Raw genomic sequence first — 17,870 nt, 5'->3', positions numbered from 1 at the left:
AGCGTCTTCGGAGGTTCCCGCCACGAGACTATGGCCTACCCTGCTGGAGCGTAGCGCGGGGGAACTACGGTGCGTGCCGATCGTAACACCCAAAGCGCTCCATCTCGCGCATGACCAACAAGCGATCCGAAAGGCGCCGCATGAACGACAGAGCGCCGGAAGGGCCAGACGAGAGACGCACGCTGTGGATCGTCCTGGTGCTCAACCTCGCGATCGCTATCGCCTTCCTGATCGCAGGTATCAGCGGAGATTCCAGTGCACTCCTCGCCAACGGACTCGACAACCTGTCGGACGCGGCGGTCTACGCATTGAGCCTGATCGCTCTCAGCCGGGGGGCGAAATGGAAGACGCGGGCGGCGACAGTTTCGGGCTTCATGCTCCTGATCTTCGCCGGCGGTATCCTGCTCGACGTCGGCCGCCGCTATCTTCAGGGAAGCGAGCCGATCGGCGTCACGATGATGACGATGTCGGCCATTGCGGCCGTGGTAAACTTCGTCTGCCTTAGGCTGCTGCAACGGCTGCGAGAGCCCGACGTCAACCTGCGCGCCGCGACCACTTTCAGCTTCAACGACTTCATCTCGAATGGCGGGATTCTCGTCGCCGGTGTTCTGGTCTGGTGGCTGGGGACCAACTGGCCCGATCTGCTGGTCGGTTTTCTCACCGCGGTGATCGCGATCAAGGGCGGCATCGAGATTCTGCGCGACGCCCGGTGCGAGGCACGTGAAGCAAAAAGGGCGAGCGCATGAAAAGCTCGAGGCATCCCTCGGCGGGCGATGCGCGCCGCCATCGGCATCTCGGGCCGAAGGCGCGGCAGCAGCCGCAGCCGGACGCCGCGATCACCGAACCATCGGCGCTTCTCGACCGCCTGGACGCGCTCACGACCGAGGTGCGGCGGGAAGGTGTGGAGAAGTTTGCCCGATGGAACATTGGAGATGTGCCTGGCTTGGCCTCCTGCGCCGCCAACCTGGCGGACTATCTTGCCCTGCGCGGACACGATCTGCGGCCGATCCAGCGCGGGCTGACGATGCTCGGCCTGTCCTCGTTGGGGCGATCGGAGGGGCACGTCCTCCCCGCGCTTCAGGCGACCCGCGCGGCGCTCGCGGCGATTGTCGGCAGGCAACCGGACGAGCGGCCGCCATCGGAAGCATTCTTCGCCGGCGAGCGCTGCCTCACCGAGCGGCGGCAGGCCCTGTTCGGCGCGACCGGCGATCTGCGCGCGACCGCGATCATGGTGACGTGTCCGAGCGAAGCCGCGGAAGATCCTGCGTTCATGCGAGACCTCGCCGACCGCAGGATCGAAGCACTGCGCATCAACTGCGCGCATGACGGTCCGCGCAGATGGTTGCGGATGATCGAACACGCCCGTGTTGCCGAGCAAGAGACCGGCCACAGGATGCGCATCTTCATGGATCTGGCCGGTCCGAAGATCCGCACCGGCAACATGGAAGGCGGTGGGGGGCGTCTGCACGTGGGCGACCGCCTGCGGATCGTCGAAGCCGGTGCGCTGGGTGCCCACAAGACGGATGAGGCGGTGACGGCGGTCGAATGCACGCTCGGGGAAGCGGTGCGCGGCAGCCGGACCGGCGACCATGTCTTCTATAACGACGGCAAGCTCGGCGGCGTGATCGAGGAAGCGGGCGACGACGGACTGCTGGTGCATATTGAACAGGCTCCGGAGAAGGGTGCCAGGCTAAAACCCGAAAAGGGCCTGAACTTCCCCGATGCCGATCTCGGCATCGCCGCGCTCACGAAAAAGGACCGCCGCGACCTGAAGTTCATTGCCGCCCATGCCGACGGCGTCCAATACTCGTTCGTCCAATCCGCCGCCGACGTGATGCAGCTGCAGGAGGCGTTGGCGGAACTGCGCGACGACTGGCAGAAACTCGCCCTTGTGCTGAAGGTGGAGACCATCCGGGCGATCGACAATCTGCCGGAGATCATGGTCCACGCCGCCAGTCGACAGCCCACCGCCGTGATGATCGCGCGGGGCGACCTTGCCGTTGAGATCGGCTTTGCTCGCATGGCCGAGATGCAGGAGGAAATCCTGTGGCTGGCCGAGGCTGCTCACGTGCCGGTGATCTGGGCGACGCAGGTCTTGGAGAACCTCGTCAAGAAGGGCCGGCCTTCTCGTGGTGAGATGACCGACGCGGCGATGGCCGCGCGCGCCGAATGCGTGATGCTGAACAAGGGCCCACATGTCCTCGAGGCGATCGAGGTTCTCGACACCCTGCTCGGGCGCATGGGCGAGCACCAGCACAAGAAGACGCCGCAACTGCGTGCTCTGAAAAGCTGGTAGAATAAATGGTACGCCGGCCCTCAAACGCCTTCAGGAACTATCAGGCGTTCTCGACGGTTCTGATAACCAAGGAGATAGCATGGCCAGCGCACCACCCGATTCTCATCCCGACTCGCCGCCCCGTGGCCCCGACCAGGCCCCGGAACAACTTCCGCAGCCGGATGACGATGGCCGGGAAAGCGTCGAAGATCTGCCGGAAGAGTAGTGCTTTGCGATCATTGCACGGCACCGCGCAGAGGATTAGCGCCGGGAATTGTCAATGGTGGCCTGAGCCGTGTCCGGAATTATGATGGCCACCGCTTATGCGGTGATGGCCGCGTGATCCGTGACCGATCGATCGATACCCGAGGCCAACGAACGCAGATCCGTAGCCGAAGGCGCCAAAATAGGGTTGGCCGTAATAACCGGCGGGGTAATAGCCGCGCGAGGCTACCGCCGGAGAGAGGACAAGCAGGCAGGTCGGCGCCGCCTTCACACCTTCTTCAGTCGGGGTGGCGGGAGGCGGCGACGGCGATCTGGTGACGGGTGCAATCGGCTCCGCAGCTATCGAACCTGGGGTCGTGCAGGGCACGCGGTAATAGACGTACCCTGGTCCGCGCGGCGTAGTAGCGCATCCGCTCAAAGCGAGTACGGCCAACAAACCAACTCCCGCACGCCTCGATCTCGTGAGCAACATTGTTCTTTCCTTCCGGCGTGCCTCCCCGAGGATCGCATGTTCACGTTACACCACAGAACCTCCTTCGCATAGCAAACTGCGCAGCGTGCTGGCTTTACGGGGCGTCAGCGTCATTCACCGCCAATTCAACCAAAGGATGCCACGCTGCTCGCCCACGGTTGACTAAAGTCAGGAGGTTGTCGTGAACAGGCGTGCTTTGTCGCTATTGGCCGGATCGGCAGCGGCTCTCTTTCTGGCCGCGCCGGCACTTGCCGGACAGCATGGCGGCGGCGTGAATTGGACCGGGTCACATGGCGGCGTCAACTGGGACGGAGGCCACCCCTACTCGGGCGTCGACTACAAGGGCAATTCCACCCCCACTACGACCGAACGCTACCCGCGTCGGACGCCCTATCTCTCCCCCCGTGCTGATCCGGCAAAGCCCACACCTACCGACCGAGAGGCCCGTAACGGCTCTAAAAAACGTTCAGGCTCACCATACGGGAGTCGGTAAACTTTCGCCAACTATCGCTCATCTTGAAAGCCCGTTCCCAGATAGGCAATGGGCAGTCCTTCACTACTTGTTAACCTTAATCAAGGACAATTCTCTCGCCTCAAGGAGCAGGACGAATGAGCGACATCGGCAGCATCATGGCCGCGCGCAACGCGATCATCCAGGGCAATGCCGCCCTGCGTGCCGCGGTGCAGCGTTCACCGGTCGATGCCCAACGAGGCGCACAATTCGCTACGGCATTGGTGAATGCCCAAAACGCTCCTTCTACCCTTCGTGCAACGAGCATAGGCGGCACTCCTCCATCCGACACCGCGGGTCCCGTGCCCGGTTTCGCCTCGACGCTTTCAAGCCTGCTGGCCCGGGTCAATACCGGACTGGAGGCCGAGGACACCGCGGCGGAAGCCTATGAGCGCGGAGAAACAACCGACATCGCAAGCGTCATGCTCACTCAGCAGCAGGCGTCCATTCAGTTCGAAGCGACTCTGCAGGTGCGCAACAAACTGCTCACAGCTTATAAGGACATAATGAACATGTCGATTTGAGGCGCTATGGCTTCAATGCTTAGCGCTCACCGGTGAGACACCGGCCTGCTCGCACCCAATGCCCGATTACGCCGGTCCGCCTTAGCGATGCTTCCGACCGAAGATCGCAACGCGCCAAAGATACCAGATTCCTGCCAACGCCAGTACGGCATTGCTGACCGGCTCGACAATCGTGGCGATCTGGCCGTAGCGCTCGCCCAACTCATAGCCTGCGATGGCCAGCATGGCCGTCCATGCCGCCGATCCGATGGTGGTCCATGCCAAAAATGGCCCCAGCGCCATGCCGGTGACACCAGCCGGCACCGAAATCAGCGTGCGGATGCCCGGCAACAGCCTGCCGAACAGCACCGCCCAGCGACCATAGCGATCGAACCATTTGTCCACCCGATCGATTTCTTCGGGTGTCAACGTCAGCCAGCGGCCATGATCCGCGGCAAACCGCTTGAGCCGCTCGATCCCGATCCAGCGCCCCACATAATACCAGAGGGTGGCACCAGCGACCGACCCCAGCGTGCCGGCCATGATCACGACCGGCAGCGAGCCGCGCCCCTGCGCTGCCGTATAGCCGGCCAGCGGCAGGATGACCTCGGACGGGATCGGCGGGAAAAGATTCTCCCCAAACATGAGCAGAAATACGCCAAGGCCACCCAGCTTGGAGATCAGCACGACGATCGCGTCATACATTCTTCTTTCTCCAAGCGAGCGTTGCCGTGTCGGTTACTTCCATCAACAATCCCTCCGCGCGATCATCGTTTCAGGCAAGCGACGATCGCGGTGATCACCGAGACCGTCTCCGCGACGTCACGAACCCTTACGGTGTCGAGACCAATCTCGGCCGCCGGATAGTCGTTACCACCCGGATAGATCGCATCGCCCAAAAACAGCATTTCATCCAGCCCGATGCCGCTTTCCGCGCTCAACCGCTTGAGTCCGTAGCCCTTGTCCACGCCTGCGCGCGTGACGTCGATCGACGTAGTGCCGCCGAGGTTGATCGAAAGACCGGGTAGCGCTTCGCGAAGAACGGCCTGCAGCGCCGTCCGCTTGGCGCGATCCGGATCCCATGCCTCCTTGGCTTCGAGCGGCGCTTGCTGACCGAGCCCCGAAAAGGTGAACTGGCTGCCGCGGTCTTCGAGCCGGTCTCCCCAGATGCGTTCATCGGTCAAATTGGCCTCCGCCAGCGCCCGGTCGAAAGCTGCGCGGATCTTTGCCTTCTCCTCTTTTTCGAACAGGTCCGCATAGATCGTTTGCCACGCGCTCCCGTCGAACCGATAGAGTTTGGTGCCGGTCGTCGGCATCAGCCAGAGCCGCTCTCGCTTAGCGTCGGCCGGCAAGCGCAATGCAACCTGCTTGTCGAACTGCGGCCAGTCACCGCCCGAGATCACCGCCACATCCGCGACCTCCAGAAGGCTCGATAGCGCGGCGCCCATCTCTTGGGACAAAGGCTGTTTGCTTTCCGCCAGCGTGCCGTCCAAATCGAACGCAATCAGTCGCTTCATGCCACATCCTTCCTCTGTCTAGCCGCGCGCTCATCTCCCGTCGACCGGGTCGGTTAGCCGCTTCGCGCGCACCCAAAGTTGGTGGAATGCACCAGACCGTCCAAGGTGCCACCGTTGCGGCGGCCCGTTCGCGGTTTATTCGGGGCTCTCTGGGCTCAGTTAGCAGTTATTCGACGTATGCAATTCCATTCGACATATCGACAAAGCCGTACACGGCGCAGCGGGCGCTGATCCTATGCAGCACTGCAACACCAATGCGGTCGCGCACGGCGGGAAGAATGCCGTGGACGCAATGGGCGAAATGAAGCAACCCACGCAGTAGTTTTAGTGATTCCTTGAGTTTCCACTGGCTTGATCGAGCGCGACGGTGGCGATTTTCGACCTAGCTCGGAAAGATTGAGTCGGTCCAAATGCACGACCTCCAGCGGTCACGCCCAAAACCCCTGCAGAAGTTCCATCGCCGCTTGCGATCGGTGGCGCTGTTTGAACAGCTCGGCCCCGGGCTCGTCACCGGCGCGGCCGACGACGACCCGAGCGGGATCGCCACCTACTCGCAGGTCGGCGCGCGCTTCGGCTTCCAGCTCCTCTGGGTCATGGTCCTCGTCTATCCGCTGATGACCGCGATCCAGCTCATCAGCGCCCATATCGGTCGTGTCACCGGTTGCGGTCTTGCCAAGAATATGAGCAACGCCTTGCCCAAATGGCTTGTCGCGGGCCTCGTGGCACTGCTGTTTATCGCCAACACGATCAATATCGGCGCCGACCTCGCCGCTATGGGTCAGGCGGCGGGGCTCATCGTCGGCTTCGATGGCAAAATTCTGACCGTTGGCCTGGCATTGGTTTCACTGACCTTGCAGCTGTTCGTCCCTTACAAGCGCTATGCTGCCTTGCTAAAATGGGTGACCCTGAGCCTGCTTGCCTATGTTGCCGTCCTCTTCCTGGTCAAGATCGATTGGTCCGCCGTGTTGGTAGGCCTCGTCTGGCCCAAGGTGGCCGGCGTCGGTGCCTGGACGATGATCGTCGCCGTCCTCGGGACCACGATCAGTCCCTATCTGTTCTTCTGGCAGTCCGCGCAAGAGGTCGAGCAAGTCTCCCAGGACCCTGATGCAAAACCTTTGAAAGAGGCGCCCGGCCAGGCGCGGCGCGAGTTTCAGCGCATCCGCATCGACACCTTCGCCGGCATGGCGATTTCGGTTGTGGTGGCCCTTGCGATCATGATCGGCACGGCCGCGACCTTGAATGCCGCCGGTCAGACATCGATCCAGACCGCGACCGATGCCGCAAAGGCACTCGAGCCGGTCGCGGGGAAGTTCGCCCTGGCGCTCTTCGCCCTCGGCATCATCGGCACCGGCATGCTGGCGGTTCCGGTGTTGGCGGGATCGGCCGCCTATGCCGTGGGTGAGAGCCGCGGCTGGAAATGCGGCCTCGAAGAAAAGCCCTGGCATGCGGTGGGCTTCTACACCATCATCGGCCTTGCGACACTGGTAGGGCTCGCGATCAGCTGGTCACCGATCGATCCGATGCATGCGCTTGTCTACAGCGCGGTCATCAACGGCTTTGTCGCCGTCCCCATCATGGCGACGATGATGACCATCGCCTATCGCCGATCGGTGCTTGGCAATTTCACGGCCTCGCGTCCGCTTCTGGTGCTTGGCTGGCTCGCAACGATTGTCATGGCCGGCGCGGCGCTCGCGTCCGTGCTCCTGCCGTAGCGCCCGCAAACACCTGCCGTGTTATAACTTGAGGATCAAGCCTCATGAAGGAAGAGACGAGTTCGCAGGCCCGCCGCGCCGCATTCCGACGCCGCTCGATCATCGTCACGGTGTTGGGACTGGCGGCCGCTGGCACGATCATGGTCTTGGGTTCTCTGGGCCTGTATCCGCGCGCCTGTTTGATCGCGAGTTCACTACTGTCGCTGTTCACCCTTTTCTATGCCATTTCGACCTTCCGTTCGATCCGGGCAGACAACGCCCGGCTCCAAAGGGAAATCACGATCGCAAAGCTGCGCCTGTCGGCCAACCTGCCACCACCGGTCCGGCCGGCGCGGCCTAAAGGTGCCGGTGGCGGGGACAATGAAGAGGTGTGATCGCCGACCGCTCTCTCAAACGCTACACCCAGCGTTGTCGGCGAAGACGCAGATAGATCGCCGCGCAGAGGCTGCCCATGGCGAGAAGAAAAATGCCGTAGCCGAACCTCGCCGACACACCGACAATGCCGGGAAAATTCACACTGGAAAGCGCTGTGGCCGATGTCAGAAGCGCGAACATGACCGCCCATGCCGACAATGTACGCACCGTCCGTTCGATTTCGCTCGCCGGGACCGTGCTCAGTGACATCAGGCCCGCGATGACGCGTTGGCTGGCGAGCGCAAGCCGCTCGGAGCCTTGGAGTGTCTCCAGAACGTCGCGCAGATACGGCCGGGCGCCCGGATCGATCGCATCGTAGCGCTCCGCGGTCAATGCCTCGATCACGCCGAGATTGGCGGCCAGGCCGCGCTTGAAATCGAAAAGGTCATGCTGGAAGCGCAGGACATCGTAAAGATCTTCACGGCGCAGCCTTCCGGCCGACGCCTGGCGCTCCAACTCAGCGGCACGCGCTTCGAGCGCCAGCGCCACCGACAGGAAATCGCTCGCCACTGGAGCCAACAGGCCGGACAGGAAATAGGCCGGACCCCGCGCGAGCAAGCCAGGGTTTGCTTCGATCTGATCGCCCTCCCGCCGCGCCTCGGGCCGGCCCGTCACCGAGACGACGAATTGCCTGCCGAGAAAGATGGTCATGTTGCCATAGATCGGCTTTCCGTCGGTGTCGGAGATGTCGCTCAGCACCATTCCCAGGCGCGCGTCTCTGTCGATCAGGCGTCCGGGGGAACCGTTGCGCGCCGCTTCGACGACAGATTGAAAACCAAGACGTGAGGCCGCCGCGTCCAGATGCGTGTCGTGCCCGGAGACGATCGCCACCCAGACGAAATCTCCGTGATCAATTTCTCCTTGGCCGAGATCCGCGATCCGACCCTCGCGAACGAACCTGCCGGCTTCATAGATGCGGCAGTGCCCTCCGGAAGACTCGAGCGACATGCTCAAATCCACCGCGCCCGCTTGAAGCGGATGAAGAGAATCCCGCAAATGGTCGCAATGACGCCAAGGACCATCGGGTAGCCATATTGCCACTTGAGCTCGGGCATATGTTCGAAATTCATGCCGTATATTCCCGCAATCGCGGTCGGAACCGCCAGCAAGGCCGCCCAGGCAGCAAGCTTGCGCGTTGTCGAGCCAAGGCGCTGCTGTTCGAGAAGCGCACTTACCTCGAAAATCGACGACAGAAGGTCGCGCAGGCCCCCCGCCATCGACATGACCACCCGGACATGGTCGAGAACGTCGCCGAAATAGGGCCGAACATTGTCATCGATGCACGGGCTATCGCTGTGCTTGAGCTTTCCCGCCACGTCGGCCATAGGTGCGAGGAACGTGGTGCATTTCATCAGATCGCGCCTGAGCGCGAAAATCCGTGCAATGTCGTCCCGCTCCAGGAAACTCTCCAGGGCGCGCGCCTCGAGGTCGAACACCTCATGCTCTATCTCGCTGACCACCGGTTTATAGTCGTCGACGATATGGTCGAGTATGGCGTGCAGCACATAGTCGACCCCATGCTTCAGCAGTTCGGGCGCTTCTTCCAGCCTCTCTCGAAGGTCGAGGTATCCCTCTTTGATGCCATGGCGGACCGTGACGATATGGCGAACGCCCACAAAGATATGGGTTTCCCCGAACGTCACCTGGCGATCGGTGCGCTCGATGGTTCGCGCCACGACAAAAAGCTGGTCCCCATAGACGTCCACCTTGGGCAGCTGATGAGCCTTGAGCGCGTCCTCCACCGCGAGAGGGTGCAGGGAAAAACGCGCTTCGAGGAGCGACATTTCTTCCGGCGTCGGCTCAACCAGGCCAATCCAGATGAACTCGTCGTCGCCGACCTCAACTTCGCCCAGTGCATCCGATGCGAACTTCTTGGCGACCACGCCATCCCGATAAACCCGTGCGGCCACAACGCTCATGGGAATCTCCGCCTGATTTCGATATCAACGTCACTTCACGCGGCAGTAGCGGGCGGCACGTCGACGGCCAAGCGAGATGACGAACTCGGAAGATGCACTCGAATGAGAAAGCGACCATCGATTTTTGTTGCGCTGTTGCCGGCTGGCGTTTGGCTGCTTGCCGCACGAGCGATGATGGCTACCTCAAGCCGGACGCGGCGACTTGGTTTGATCCACCCACGTCTCGCGCTCTACCTCAGCTTCCGAGCAGCCGCGCTCTATCGCGCGGGCTTTGCGGCCTGGCGTTACAACCGGGGAAAATGGCGTTGACTTCTCTTCGCATCACAGCGCCCTTATCTGGGCGAAGCCGACATGATGTACGCGCGTGCGCAGCTGCGTCTAAAGCTCGCGGGATGACACAGTGACCGACACCCTCAACGCAGCCGATGTCTTTACCAAGCTCGACATTAAGCTGATGCCCGATCCCTCCCGGACGGTCATCCGCCCTTTCGGTTTCGACTATCCTGCGGCGTTTGCAGCGGGCCGGCCGCCGAGGAGCGAAGCGGTTGCGGCCCGGCTGATGGCGCTCGATCCTGCCTATCGGCGGCGGATGCTGACGTTGCTGCGCCGCGCGATGCAAAGGCGTCATCGACGCGTCGACGATGTGTTCCTGCGCCGCTTCGAGGAGATCAAAGGCGGGCTTGGGATCACCGTGGTCGACCAAGACGATCGGCTGCTCGTCGGCGCCTATTTCAGCCAGGAATACGCCTTCGAAAGCGCGGCGCTGTTCAACCCCAGCATCGTCGAGATTCCCCATCGCGACCCGGGCGACGGCAGCATACGCTTCCTCCTTTCGTTGCGCGGGGTTGGCGAGGGTCATGTCTCGTCGGTCACCTTCCGCTCCGGAAGCTGGGACGGCGGCGAAGGCCTCGTCATCGATACGCCGAGCGGCCAAGGCGTGTCACCGCGAATAGAGCGCCAGGAGGAAGGATGGGTCCGACTGCGGTCCGATGACAGCGAGGATATTTCGGAAACGGTTATCTTTCCCATCCTGCCCAGCCAGCGGCAGGGCGTGGAAGATTTGCGATTGGTCCGCTTTACAGATCATGATGGTGCGCAAAGCGTAATCGGCACCTACACGGCTTTCGACGGCAGCACGGCGCGCGCCGAGCTCTTGCGCGGTGTCGATCTGCGCACGTATGAAATGCGTCCGCTCATCGGCGCCATGGCGGGATACAAGGGCATGGCCCTGTTCCCGCGGCGCATCGAGGGGCGATACACAATGCTCGGACGGCAGGATAGTGAGAGCTTGTGGCTTCTACAATCCGACACGCTTGAGCGATGGGAAGAAGGCGTGCCCATCATGGCGCCTCGTTACCCGTGGGAGTTCGTCCAGATCGGCAATTGCGGCTCGCCGATCGAGATCGACGAAGGCTGGCTGGTGTTCACCCACGGTGTGGGACTGGTCCGCGGCTACTGCATCGGCGCCTGTCTGCTCGACCGGGACGATCCTACGAAGGTGCTTGCGCGGACACCCTCTCCGCTTTTGTTCCCGAGCGGCGAGGAGCATGGCGGCTACGTGCCGAACGTCACCTACAGCTGCGGCGCGCTGCTTCACCGGCGGCGTGTGCTGCTGCCCTACGCCGTCGCCGACGAATATTCCGCGTTCGCCGTAGCGGGCGTCGAGGATCTGCTCAGCGTGATGCGGTAGGCCTTTCGATCTTCGCGCGCCCGGGAGAATAGCGTGCTGTGACCGATGAGGCTCAGCGATATCCCACGTCATAACGCTACGATCAATTGCCAAGTGATTTGATTGTAAAATGACCGCCTAGGATTTAAGCCAGTCGAGCAGTTCTGAGCCGAGCAGCTGAGTGTTGAGCTGTTCGTCGGACAATTCGACGAAGGCGTCGAGATCGCGGATGATGACAACGCCCGTGTTACGGAAGCGGGCGGCGATGTGGCGCAGGAAACCGAAATCGACGTCGTGCTCGCATGCGCCGACGAACAGGAAATAAACCTGATCGCCCCGCCGTTCCGATTCCTCCAGGATTTGAATCGTGCGGCCATGGTCGGATGGGTCGTTCTCCCCATCGGTTACGAAGATGACGATCGAACGCTTCTTTGTACGAAACTCTGGCTCCTGGCCGAGCCCGAAGAAGCGACTAAGGAACCCGCCCCCCGCCTCAGCTGGCAGCCAACCAAAGTGCTGGAGATTCCGTTCGAGCACGTAGCTGTAGGTTGTGCCGCCGTTCCAGCCAGGCACGCGCTTTACTACGTTGCGGACAATATACCCTCGGCAATCGTCAGGCGCGACTGTACCAACGTGGTGCACGCTACGTTTCCCGTCGCTGAAGGTGAAGACGTCCATCCGCCCGTCTGGATCAAGCTCCATGCCGTACGGCACCAGCCGCTCGATAAGCCGGCTGGTGGTGCCCTCCTCATGCTCGTGCTCGAACGAGCCCGATACGTCCATATCGAAGATCAGCTCGGCCTTGACGTCAGCGGCAACACCGGCCTTCTCGAGCGAGACGCGCAGGGTACGGGCGGATTTCTGGAGGTCGAGCTGGAGCGTCATGGTCTTGGGCCCTTCATGTCTTGAGCTGCTGCAAAATAGTTTGGAGGCGGTATTGGAGTTCGCCGGCCTCGGTCGGGTTGGGCGAGCGCACCCCACTCGCAGTGGCGGTCAATGCAGCTATGGTGGAGAGCCAGGCGGGCATTGCCACCAGCACCGCTTCCTGGACCGCAGCGATCAGGTGCAGCGGCTGCTCTGCCTGCGCGGCGCGGAGCGGATCGTCGCCGCGAAGCTGTGCGACTGAGCGGGTCAGGCTCATCGCGCGCTCCAGGAACCGCTGCGACAGCGCTGGCTGCGCGATCGAAAGATGGTCGGCCAGGAACCCGGCCGCCAGCGCCGCGGCCTCGATGTCGCCGCCGGTGGCCTCAATCCGGCGCGACTGTTCGCTCAGCCGGTCGCGCAGCCGCAGCAGGGGATCGAGTGCGGCGGCCGTCAGCCTCACCAGCTGGTCGAGTTCAGCCCGTGCGTCTTCCAGCGCACAGAGTGTATCGATCCGGCCCGTTCCGCCGAACAGCCGATCGAACACCCCGGCCGGCCGGCCGGTGCCGCAGATCACCGGCAGATCAATCGCACCGAGCAAGTCGATCATCCGCGTCACATACGCCCGAACCCGGCCCAGTTCGTCAGCCCGCGCCAGGTCAAGCGTCCGCGCGACAAGGTCGGCGTACTCCTGTTGCGCGCCGTGGCCCCACAGGGTGATGGTGCGGTCGCGCGCCCCCTCGACCACGAAACCCTCGACGAGCCGTACCGCGGTGGCGGCGACGGCGGGGGCGACGCCGGGCGACAGCCGGGCGATATCGGCGACGGTGACGGCGATGCGCCTGCGTTCGACGCCGGGAATAGCGGTGGGAGCTACGACAGGGCGGGTCGCATGCTCGGACACGGGCGGCGACGCGCGGTCGGCGGGGCGGCGCGAAGTCTTTTGGCCGGGCGCGATCGGACCGATGACCGTCGGGCGCAGCCGGGTCGGCCCGCGGTTGGGAGGCGCGTCGTCGGGCACCAGCTCAGGAGAAATGAGCGAGCACGTCGTTAAATGTCCCGTTGAAGCCACGTCCCACCGCGGCATATTCCCAGCCTTCAGGGCCAAGCAGTAGGCTGCCGAGCTGGACCACGTTGAACTCCTTGAACTCGGACGACAGCTGGTACGCGCCGAGCTCGCGTCCGCTGCCATCGGTCAGCGTGATCGTGCACAAGTCGATGTCGCCGAACGCCGGCTCATCCTCATCGGCATCGCCCTCTTCATGCCCTCCGCCATGATCCGCCTCGTGGACCGTTACCAAAATAGGGATCTCATTGACCCCCGCAGGCAACTTCGATCCGTCGATGATGATTGATTCGCTGCTGTTCTGCACGCGAAGGTCGCCGCTGTGCGACAAGCCCCCGCTCGGGGTGGCAAACGAGCCGTCCGTGTTAGACGCCAGCGCGCCGCCCTGCGGGTTCATCCGCGTGGTGTTGTAGGTCGAGAGCACACTCACCAGCTCGGTCACCTTGGCGCCATTGCCGTCGTTGCGCGCCTCAAGCGCGTGGACGTCGACGTCGTCCGCATGGTCGGCGTCGCAGCGCCACTCCACCTTGGCGGTGAAGCGCGCGCCCTTATTCAGCGAAAGTTGCAGCTTAGGCACCGCGACGCCGGGCTTCTCGAGCGACAGGGTGAGCATTGTTGATCAGGTCCTTCGTTTCAATTGGGAGCAAGCGTGGCGAGTTCCCGCCGCGCGTCCGCGAACTTGCGGCGGGCTATCTCGAACTTCTCGTCGGTAGTCTTGCGCGCAACTTCGACCAGTCCGTGGATTTCCTTGGTGGTGGCAATGATCGTCTCGATCTGCTGAGCCTGCGCGACCCGGTTATCGCCGGGTGCGATCGCCGCAGTCACCGCCACGTCCTTCAGCGCGCGGCCGCGCAGCTCGGTCAACTGGCGATCGAGCTTGGCTTGTCGGCCGGCGATTTGCTGCACGCTTCTTACCGCAAACGCGCCGTGGATCGACAGCAGCGTCATCTTAATCGAGGCGAAACGCGACGCGACGGTGGTCGCGGTTTCCTGCAGGGTGGCGACCCCGGCCTGCTCGATCTGCTGGATCACCAGCTGGTCGGCTGGAAGACGGGTGTAGCTCCCCTCCAGCGCCAGCGCGCGGCTTTCGAGCAAGCGCAATTTGTCCTTCAGCTCCGTCAGCCGAGCCTGTGCCACCGGGTCGGCCGGGTCGAGCGCCGCCTCCTCATTTGCGACATAGGCCTGCGCCTTGTTGAGCAATGCGCGCGCCACCCCGGCGGCGACGGCGAACTCGCCGAAGTGGTTGCCGTAGCTTTTCTTCAGCTGATCGAGGTTCTGGAGCTCGGCGAACAGCTTCTGCATCTCCTTGCTGAGCTCACCCTCCAGCCGGGCCATCTCGTCTGCAAGCGTCTTGGTCCGCCCCGCGATCAGGTCGCCGATCGCGGTCAACATCTCGTCGATCAGCTGGTCTGGCCGCTTACCGCGCAACCGCCCGAGCAGGCGGCCGAGGAAGCCCGGCTTCTCGCCGTTCTGCATTTTATCAAGGATGGCAGGCAGGTCAGCGTCCTCGACCCCTTTCTCCAGCCGCCCAAACAGCGCGAACACCGCCGCAGCACTGTTCTTGTCGAGCCGCTGAAGAAAGCCGTCGAGCGTGCTTTGCAGCGCTTGTTCGGCTTCGAGGCCGATACGGATCACATCGCCGGAACGCATGGTGGCGAAGTCAAGCTGCGCGAGCTGCTTCTCCGCCTCGGGCAGCTGCTCAGGACGAAGGATGATGGCGCCGGTTTCAAGCGGTATGGGAGAAGCCGCCGACTGCTGAAGTTCGACGGAGCTCCTGCCCGGGTTGGATCCAATGATCGTCGGCTTCATCACTTCTCCTTCGCCCACAGGCGACAGTATATTAGCAGCGATGATCGCACCAGCAATTTGCGAGGATAAGGCGCCGCAACCCCGGAGCAGTTCGCAACGGCGATACCGCCCGTCCCCCGGCATAGCAGTGCGGCCAGCACGTTGAAAATGGTCACAAACTGCGACGCTTGGCAGATCGTGCCTGATCAAGATGAAAATTGGCGCTGCGCGACCGCGTGAACGCCTCTGCGCAACCCGCCGCGATGCTGTGCTCGTTGGCGATGCCCACAATCAGGCCGCGTTTGCCGTCAAGATCGACAAGTGACGTCATGATTGCAATGCTTCTAAAAGGGCCAGGGTGTGAAGCGCGATCATCCGCTCCTCGTCGGTCGGAATGACGAGAACGTCGATGCGGCTTTCGCCGGCCCGCGAAATGCGAAGCGCGTTGTCCGCATTGGCGTCGTCGTCGATCTCGAGACCCGCCCAAGCCAACCGGGTACAGATGCGCCGCCGCACATCGGCGTGATTTTCACCGATCCCGGCGGTGAACACGAACGCATCCAGTCCGCCAAGTGAAGAGATAAGCCCGCCGGCCTCGCGCGCCACCCGCCAGCAGAAGAGATCGATCGCCTCTTCCGCCTCGACGCTCCCGTCTTCCGACAGCGCACGCATGTCGCTCGAGATGTTCGATACGCCGAGAAGACCGGATTTGCGGTAAAGCAGGTCCTCGACCTCGGCCACCGGCATGCTTAGCTGTGACTGGAGATGCAGCACGACGCCGGGATCGATGCTGCCGCAGCGCGTGCCCATGACAAGCCCGTCGAGGGCGGTGAAACCCATCGTCGTGTCGATGCTGCGCCCGCTCTGCATTGCGCACAGGCTGGCGCCGTTGCCGAGGTGCGCGGCAATCACACGCCCGCCCGCGAGCGCCGGATCGATCTTGCCCAGACGCCGTGCGATATATTCATAAGAAAGACCATGAAAGCCGTAGCGGCGGATACCCTGATCGTGGAGGAAGCGGGGGATGGCGAGCCGGGAGGCGACCATCGGCTTGTCATGGTGGAAGGCCGTGTCGAAGCAGACGACCTGAGGAAGATCGGGGTTGATCCGGGCAATGGCGCGGATAGCGGCGAGATTGTGGGGCTGGTGGAGCGGCGCGAGAGGGCAAAGCGCCTCCAGGGCGTCGAGCAGGACCGCGTCGACCCGTTGCGGCGCGGCAAAGCGGGTGCCGCCGTGAACGACCCGGTGGCCGATCGCGACGACCTGCCGGTCACCAAGATGGTCCGTGGCCCATGCAAACAGATCTTCGAGCAGATCGGCATGGGTCAGCGACGCCCCATCCGGCCAGTCGCGGTCTATCAGGACTTCACCCTCGACGGAGCGGATGCGGAGAGCGGGTGCAATACCGATCTTTTCGATCTTGCCGCTTGCCGACAAGGTGAGGCTGTCAGGATTGCCGAGCGTATAGAGCGCGAACTTGATGCTCGATGATCCGGAATTGAGACTGACGACGGCCTTCATGCGCGCGTCGCCATCCCCGGCGCGGCCTTTGTCGCCGCATGGGCCATAAGCACAGCGACCGCGCACGAAGCCAACCGGGTCCGCAGGCTGTCGGCACGGCTGGTCAGGATGATCGGCACGCGCGCCCCGAGAACGACACCGGCGGCATCCGCATCACCCAGAAAGGTCAATTGCTTGGCCAGCATGTTGCCGGATTCGATATCGGGTACGACGAGGATGTCCGCCCGTCCCGCGACCGGCGAGACGATGCCTTTCTCGCGCGCCGCATCAGGGCTGATCGCGTTGTCGAATGCGAGCGGCCCGTCGAGCAGTCCGCCGGTGATCTGCCCGCGATCCGCCATCTTGCAGAGCGCTGCCGCGTCGAGCGTGGAGACCATTGCCGGATTGACCGTCTCAACCGCGGAGAGGATCGCGACCTTCGGCTCCTCGATCCCGATCACATGCGCGAGATCGATGGCGTTGCGGATGATATCCGCCTTCTCCTCCAGGCTCGGGGCGATGTTGATCGCCGCATCGGTGATGATGAGAGGTCCCAGGTGGTCCGCCACATCCATCACATAGGCATGGCTGATCCGCCGCTCCGTCCGCAGGCCCGTGCCGGACGCAACGACAGCGCCCATCAGTTCGTCGGTGTGGAGCGAGCCCTTCATCAGCAGTCTGGCCTTGCCCTCATGCACGAGTGCGACCGCCCTGGCCGCCGCGTCATGGCTATGGCCGGCAGACTCGATCGGAAAGCCCGTGATGTCCTTCCCGGCCTCCTCGGCCGCGATGCGGATTTTCGCCTCCGGGCCGACCAGGATGGGGGCGATCAGGCCCTGCTCGGCTGCCTCCACGACCGCCACGATCGCCGACGCGCTGCACGGATGGGCTACCGCGGTCGGCACCGGCGCGAGCCCAGCCACTTTTTCCATCAATCGACGATAACCATGACGTTCGGCAAGATGGACGTCCGGCAGGGCAATGCGCGGGCGGCGCACTTTCTCGTTCGGCGCCTTGACCTCCGCGCGGCCTGAGATCACCTCCTCGCCGTCCTGGTTGACGCAGCGGCAGTCGAATATCACGATGCTGTGTTCCGTCTGCTTCTCGGCCACCGTTACGCTGGCGGTGATCGTATCGCCAAGGCCGACCGGACGCGAGAAGCGCAGCGACTGGCTGAGATAGATGGCGCCGGGACCCGGAAGTTCGGTGCCGAGCACCGCCGATATCAGCCCGCCACCCCACATGCCATGCGCGATCACGCGGCGGAACAGGTCAGTCGCGGCATAGTCGGGATCGACGTGCGCGGGATTGACGTCGCCCGAGACCAGCGCGAAGAGCTGGATGTCCTCCTCGCGCAGTGTTCGCGCCAGGCTCGCCGTATCACCCACCGCGATCTCGTCGAAGGTGCGGTTCTCGATCATTGGTTCGTCATTCATCG

At 63.2% G+C, this 17,870-nt stretch carries 16 protein-coding genes and 1 pseudogene; 6 read left to right on the top strand and 11 right to left on the bottom strand.

Translation table 11 applies throughout. The annotated features are described in order from the left end of the window. Positions 1 to 140 precede the first annotated feature (140 nt). The 3 genes from N6H05_RS27635 (at position 141) to fliE (ending at position 4,007) form a co-directional block, all read left to right on the top strand. Positions 141 to 746 carry a cation diffusion facilitator family transporter gene (locus N6H05_RS27635; protein WP_126002598.1) on the top strand — a complete coding sequence of 202 codons (606 nt, stop codon included), beginning with the start codon at positions 141 to 143 and terminating at the stop codon, positions 744 to 746. Further along, positions 743 to 2,296: a pyruvate kinase gene (locus N6H05_RS27630; protein ID WP_206431256.1), complete on the top strand. Its 1,554-nt coding sequence runs from the start codon at positions 743 to 745 to the stop codon at positions 2,294 to 2,296. Before N6H05_RS27635 ends, N6H05_RS27630 begins: the two co-directional genes overlap by 4 nt. Positions 2,297 to 3,581: 1,285 nt before the next feature. Further along, complete coding sequence (fliE, locus tag N6H05_RS27625) at positions 3,582 to 4,007, top strand: flagellar hook-basal body complex protein FliE (protein ID WP_241213603.1); 426 nt, start codon at positions 3,582 to 3,584, stop codon at positions 4,005 to 4,007. An 81-nt stretch (positions 4,008 to 4,088) separates the two neighbouring features. Here the strand turns inward: fliE and N6H05_RS27620 are convergent, their stop codons facing one another. Beyond that, positions 4,089 to 4,691: a DedA family protein gene (locus tag N6H05_RS27620; protein ID WP_126002597.1), complete on the bottom strand. Its 603-nt coding sequence runs from the start codon at positions 4,689 to 4,691 to the stop codon at positions 4,089 to 4,091. A 62-nt stretch (positions 4,692 to 4,753) separates the two neighbouring features. Next, entirely contained in the window at positions 4,754 to 5,503 is a 750-nt protein-coding gene (locus N6H05_RS27615) for an HAD-IIB family hydrolase (protein ID WP_072384095.1), read from the bottom strand. A 410-nt stretch (positions 5,504 to 5,913) separates the two neighbouring features. On the opposite strand from N6H05_RS27615, the gene N6H05_RS27610 reads away from it, so the two are divergent. Further along, positions 5,914 to 7,215, top strand: coding sequence for an NRAMP family divalent metal transporter (locus N6H05_RS27610; RefSeq protein ID WP_241213936.1), 1,302 nt, complete (start codon positions 5,914 to 5,916; stop codon positions 7,213 to 7,215). 44 nt (positions 7,216 to 7,259) lie between these two features. Next, positions 7,260 to 7,589, top strand: coding sequence for a hypothetical protein (locus N6H05_RS27605; protein WP_125962600.1), 330 nt, complete (start codon positions 7,260 to 7,262; stop codon positions 7,587 to 7,589). Between the two features lie 22 nt (positions 7,590 to 7,611). Here N6H05_RS27605 and N6H05_RS27600 read toward each other — a convergent pair whose 3' ends face one another. Together N6H05_RS27600 and N6H05_RS27595 are read right to left on the bottom strand one after the other, a co-directional pair. Next, positions 7,612 to 8,577, bottom strand: coding sequence for a magnesium transporter CorA family protein (locus N6H05_RS27600; protein ID WP_185707989.1), 966 nt, complete (start codon positions 8,575 to 8,577; stop codon positions 7,612 to 7,614). Between the two features lie 2 nt (positions 8,578 to 8,579). Beyond that, on the bottom strand, positions 8,580 to 9,548 hold the full coding sequence (locus N6H05_RS27595) for a magnesium and cobalt transport protein CorA (RefSeq protein WP_125962602.1): 969 nt from the start codon (positions 9,546 to 9,548) through the stop codon (positions 8,580 to 8,582). A gap of 454 nt (positions 9,549 to 10,002) precedes the next feature. Between N6H05_RS27595 and N6H05_RS27590 the strand changes: the two genes are divergently transcribed. Further along, the gene (locus tag N6H05_RS27590) at positions 10,003 to 11,238 is read left to right on the top strand and encodes a glycoside hydrolase family 130 protein (protein ID WP_125962610.1); all 1,236 of its coding nucleotides are present in this window, start codon (positions 10,003 to 10,005) and stop codon (positions 11,236 to 11,238) included. A gap of 117 nt (positions 11,239 to 11,355) precedes the next feature. Here N6H05_RS27590 and N6H05_RS27585 read toward each other — a convergent pair whose 3' ends face one another. The 7 genes and pseudogenes from N6H05_RS27585 to N6H05_RS27555 form a co-directional block, all read right to left on the bottom strand. Continuing rightward, complete coding sequence (locus tag N6H05_RS27585) at positions 11,356 to 12,102, bottom strand: VWA domain-containing protein (protein ID WP_125962603.1); 747 nt, start codon at positions 12,100 to 12,102, stop codon at positions 11,356 to 11,358. A 13-nt stretch (positions 12,103 to 12,115) separates the two neighbouring features. Continuing rightward, positions 12,116 to 13,099, bottom strand: a complete 984-nt coding sequence (locus N6H05_RS27580; protein WP_125962604.1) for a hypothetical protein — start codon at positions 13,097 to 13,099, stop codon at positions 12,116 to 12,118. Between the two features lie 4 nt (positions 13,100 to 13,103). Continuing rightward, positions 13,104 to 13,757: a TerD family protein gene (locus N6H05_RS27575; protein WP_072384091.1), complete on the bottom strand. Its 654-nt coding sequence runs from the start codon at positions 13,755 to 13,757 to the stop codon at positions 13,104 to 13,106. A 20-nt stretch (positions 13,758 to 13,777) separates the two neighbouring features. Continuing rightward, on the bottom strand, positions 13,778 to 14,953 hold the full coding sequence (locus N6H05_RS27570; RefSeq protein WP_072384099.1) for a hypothetical protein: 1,176 nt from the start codon (positions 14,951 to 14,953) through the stop codon (positions 13,778 to 13,780). Between the two features lie 211 nt (positions 14,954 to 15,164). Continuing rightward, a pseudogene (locus N6H05_RS27565) lies at positions 15,165 to 15,263 on the bottom strand (enoyl-ACP reductase FabI); the annotation flags it as partial. Beyond that, entirely contained in the window at positions 15,260 to 16,453 is a 1,194-nt protein-coding gene (locus tag N6H05_RS27560; RefSeq protein ID WP_072384090.1) for an acetate/propionate family kinase, read from the bottom strand. The gene N6H05_RS27560 and the pseudogene N6H05_RS27565, both read right to left, overlap by 4 nt. Next, positions 16,450 to 17,868: a bifunctional enoyl-CoA hydratase/phosphate acetyltransferase gene (locus N6H05_RS27555; protein WP_072384089.1), complete on the bottom strand. Its 1,419-nt coding sequence runs from the start codon at positions 17,866 to 17,868 to the stop codon at positions 16,450 to 16,452. Before N6H05_RS27555 ends, N6H05_RS27560 begins: the two co-directional genes overlap by 4 nt. Positions 17,869 to 17,870 lie beyond the last annotated feature (2 nt).

It is taken from the genome of Sphingobium sp. WTD-1, assembly GCF_030128825.1.
Classification (GTDB): Bacteria; Pseudomonadota; Alphaproteobacteria; order Sphingomonadales; family Sphingomonadaceae; genus Sphingobium.
The sequence above is the reverse complement of the archived record's forward strand: the minus strand, read 5'-3'. Positions and strand labels throughout refer to the sequence as shown.